The following is a 4,021-nucleotide window of genomic DNA, read 5'->3' as shown; positions in this document are numbered from 1 at the left end:
ATAAAGAATTATGTATTTAAAATAAAAATTTGTTAAATCGCTTTATTGCAATGAAAAGCATATTAAGCGCCTATATTTTTAATGAAATTTTGTAGTTCTCGTGCAAAATCAGGAAAAACACTTATCACTTCCAGAGCTTCTTTTTCCTCATAGGTATGAACAGTCATATTTCGTTTTTTAAGAAAATCAAAACATAATTCTGGATCTTTGATAAAACCTTCAAGTGCTGCCATGCGATATATTTCTCGTGGAGAATTTGCTATTTTACCATGTACTGCTAATAACCGCTTCATCATTTTCCAGGATAGTTCGAAACTGTATTCAAATGCCTGAATCGCGACAGCTTGTTTTTGTTCGGTTTCTAAGTTGTGTCGAAAAAGTTCAAATTTTTTAACAGTCTTTAAAAGAGGATTTATATTAATTGTATCAATTATCATAGTAGATATACCTTATTTTGATTGTATTTAGATATGTTTTTTTTCGTATCGTAGTCTAAACGATGTTAGATGCCAAGATTTTTAATGATTAATTTTTTAGATTATGCATATTGTTCTTCACAATTGTTATTATTTGTTTTATTCTATTGATGCAGTTACGTATTTATTACGTGTTTTTTGTTGATATAAAAAGTGTGGGGCCTATAGCTCAGTTGGTCAGAGCAGTCGGCTCATAACCGAAAGGTCCCAGGTTCAAATCCTGGTGGGCCCACCAAACATTAGAGCGCAGTAAGGAAATACATGAATCATCATCCATTCTTACAATTTATTAATCTTGTTGCTTTTGATCAAAAATTTAAATTTGTTGAAAATGAAAAAATTGCTGTTGAACTTGAAGTTTCTGCGATAAAAAAGCAGGAAGAAGAGGTTGCGCGAGTAATTGATGAAATGCGTCAGAACGTTTTTCAGCTTAAAAAGCAAGTTGATGAACAAGAGCTTGAAATGAAGGTTTTAGATCAAAAAGAAAAAGAAAAAAAACAACGTCTTGAAAATCTTTCTGATTATAAAGAATATCAAGCAATTCGATTGGAAATTGAGCTAATTCAACGCATGCAAGTTAATCAAGAACAGGTTGTATTAGATTCATGGAATCGGCTTGAAGGTGCTCAGCTTAGTTTGCAGAAAAAAATAGTTGAAAGTAATGAACGTATTAAGCAGCTGCAGAGTAGAGTGCAAGAGTTAGAAAAAAAAATTATCATGTTGAACTCTGATATTGCTGAAATGAAAAAGTTGCGAGAAGAAAAAAAAATTGGTGTACCAGCTGAGTGGTTAGAAAAATATATGATGATGCAAGCACGCGTGAAAGATCCTGTTGTTGAAATTGTTCATCAAAGCTGTGGAGCATGTTCACAAATGATTACAAGTCAGGAAATGGTACGGGTAAAACATGGTGCTCTTGTTCAGTGTCAAAAATGCTATCGTCTTTTATATTCATCAGAAATTATGAAAAAAAACGCTTCTTGAACGGAGAGCTATGTCTATTAAGCAGCTTAATTTTTTTACTAATACTATGGCAGAATTAGAGACAAAGCAGGTATCAATGTGGAAAATGTTTGTAGATGGTGCTTCTCGCAATAACCCGGGACCTTCTGGTGCAGGTATTTATATTGAAAAAGATGGTATTTTAGAAATTAAAGAAGGTTATTACTTAGGTATAAAAACCAACAATCAGGCTGAGTATTTGGCTTTATTATTGGGTTTTTTTATACTGGTCGAGCATATCAATCGTGGAGACACTATACAGATTGTTTCTGATTCGCAATTGCTTGTACGTCAGCTTATGGGTGTTTATAGGGTTAAGCAGCCTCACTTACAACCTTTACATAGTATATGTAAGGAAATGATGTGCCAATTAGGGGCAAGCATTGTTCATGTTTTGCGTCATGAAAATAGTGAGGCAGATGCAATGGCAAATTATGGCGTTGATGGTAAAGTATTTCCTCCTAAACATTATATTGCGTTATTAAAACATCATGGCATTCTCTTATAAATTCATTATTTTTTTTATTTTTATGCATAGTAACATTAATGCTCATCGGTGGCCATGGGTAGTTACCCCATCAACTTCATCTATCGTGTCATTTAATAAAAAATTAGTTATACGATCGCATTCATATCTCTGCAAATCAATAATATCTGCAAGAATAAACTATTTATTTCCTGGCGAGATTAATTTTAAGAGTGTATCTCAACAAAAAAATATTAGTAAAAAACATTCAATATCTGTACGTGTGTTACTTGCTGAGTGCGATAGTGTATCATCAGCGCAATGGTTTTTTAATTCTTCTGATGGTTTTATTGTACAATTTAGCAATGGTAATGATGGAGTTGTGAAAAAAAAAATTAAAATAAAAGAATGTACCATTTCAGTCAAACGGGGTTGTTTGTTTTATAACGGTAAGCGCTTAAAAGCCGCGATTCATTTGCGCCCTATATCGGCTCATGGTGCTTGTAATGGTACCTTATATGATGGTGACTTTTTAATTATACCTTATAAAAGTACTGTGCTATGTATTAATAAAGTTGATTTAGAAGATTATATTACAGCTGTTTTAAAGACAGAAAGTTGGCCAGGGTGGCCATTAGAGGTAAATAAGGTATTTGCAGTTGCATGTCGTAGTTATGTTATGTTTAAGATTTTAGAAGCGTATCGTAGCAGTCGGCCTTTTCATGTAAAAAACACTAATGTACATCAAACGTATCAGGGTAGACATGAGTTACCTGTATTAAGAGCGGCGGTTGAACAAACAAGAGGTATAGTGCTTGGTTTTAATGGTAAACCTATTTTAGCTATGTTTGATTGTTGTTGTGGCGGTATTATTCCAGCACACATTGATGATTTTGATTTCTCTAAAGCTCCGTATCTTGCGCGAACTTATGCATGCACATATTGTAAAGAATTTGCATTATATTCTTGGCAAGTATTATATGAATACGCTGTATTTGAACAGCTTATAAAACAGCAGCAGGACAATTTTACAAAATTGCATGAAGTTTGTATAACAAAAAGAGATCGAGCAGGCTTGGTAACTGAGGTACGATTTGACGGTCCAAAATATAATGTAGCTATTTCAGGTAAAAAATTATATTCGATGCTTAAAGAGGTTAAAAGTTTTTATTTTGATGTTAGCAAAAAGGCCGGTAAAGTAATTTTTACGGGGCGTGGTTTTGGGCATCATATTGGGTTGTGTCAGTGGGGTGCTTTTAGGCAGGTCCTTAATGGAAGTGATTTTAGATCTATTCTTCGATTTTATTATCCCGGTGTTTATTTTATGCGTCTAAGAGGATAATTTAGCAATTTTTGTTGTTTAATTTTATATATTTTTTTAATTTTATTTACAAAGAGAATATTTTTTTGCTATGATCATACGTAAATAATATGATATGTTTGGCAATTAGGTTTAAACTAAAGGATAATGTATGAAATTTGTAAATAAGATATTGTTTGTCGGTAAGATTTTTTTTGTTTTTGTAATAGTGCAATCATATGTTTTTGCTAGAGATCCCCAGAAAGAATTAATGAGTAAAGATACAGATTTGAAGCTTTCATCTGATGATAAGCTTGTACGTGAAACTAATAAATTACAAAAAGCAACTGTTACTGTTGAAAAAATTAAAAATGACGCGACAACAATTAAAGATGCAGCAAAAGAAAACTTTGATAAAGGTAAAATTACACGTGCACAATTTGCAAAAATAATTGGAGAACAGGATTATATTATTCATCAAGCTGATAAGAAATTAGCACAATTAATAGACAATTCAATTAAAAAATTTGAGAAAATTGATGCAGAAGAAGGTTATTTGACGCAGATTTTAGCTCCCTTTAGGTCTGGTTATGGGTATACGCAAGAAGAAAAAGATAGAGCAAGATCTGTTATTAGTGAGTTAAAAAAACAACAATTGGAAATTAATCGTGCATATACAGAGGAAATAAAAAATATTTTTCAAAAAGATAAAAGAGATTTGTTTAAAAATAATTACGACAATCTTATGAAGGAATTTTAAAAAGAAATATATCAGCA

At 32.0% G+C, this 4,021-nt stretch carries 5 protein-coding genes and 1 tRNA gene; 5 read left to right on the top strand and 1 reads right to left on the bottom strand.

Going from position 1 to position 4,021, the window contains the following annotated elements; all coding sequences use genetic code 11:
* Positions 1–62 precede the first annotated feature (62 nt).
* On the bottom strand, positions 63–437 hold the full coding sequence (locus tag VLB80_02890; GenBank protein ID HSC25140.1) for an HI0074 family nucleotidyltransferase substrate-binding subunit: 375 nt from the start codon (positions 435–437) through the stop codon (positions 63–65).
* Between the two features lie 197 nt (positions 438–634).
* Between VLB80_02890 and VLB80_02885 the strand changes: the two genes are divergently transcribed.
* The 5 genes from VLB80_02885 to VLB80_02865 all read left to right on the top strand — a co-directional run bounded on the left by VLB80_02885 (position 635) and on the right by VLB80_02865 (position 4,004).
* Positions 635–711: transfer RNA gene (locus VLB80_02885), tRNA-Ile, on the top strand.
* A 26-nt stretch (positions 712–737) separates the two neighbouring features.
* Entirely contained in the window at positions 738–1,460 is a 723-nt protein-coding gene (locus VLB80_02880; protein HSC25139.1) for a hypothetical protein, read from the top strand.
* 10 nt (positions 1,461–1,470) lie between these two features.
* Positions 1,471–1,986, top strand: coding sequence for a ribonuclease HI family protein (locus VLB80_02875; GenBank protein HSC25138.1), 516 nt, complete (start codon positions 1,471–1,473; stop codon positions 1,984–1,986).
* Positions 1,970–3,286 (top strand): SpoIID/LytB domain-containing protein, encoded by a 1,317-nt coding sequence (locus VLB80_02870; GenBank protein HSC25137.1) that lies wholly within the window; start codon positions 1,970–1,972, stop codon positions 3,284–3,286. Before VLB80_02875 ends, VLB80_02870 begins: the two co-directional genes overlap by 17 nt.
* 130 nt (positions 3,287–3,416) lie before the next feature.
* Positions 3,417–4,004: a hypothetical protein gene (locus VLB80_02865; GenBank protein HSC25136.1), complete on the top strand. Its 588-nt coding sequence runs from the start codon at positions 3,417–3,419 to the stop codon at positions 4,002–4,004.
* Positions 4,005–4,021 lie beyond the last annotated feature (17 nt).

The organism is Candidatus Babeliales bacterium, assembly GCA_035455925.1.
Classification (GTDB): Bacteria; Babelota; Babeliae; order Babelales; family Vermiphilaceae; genus SOIL31.
Note: the sequence above shows the minus strand (reverse complement) of the source record. Positions and strands in the feature narration are given on the sequence as shown.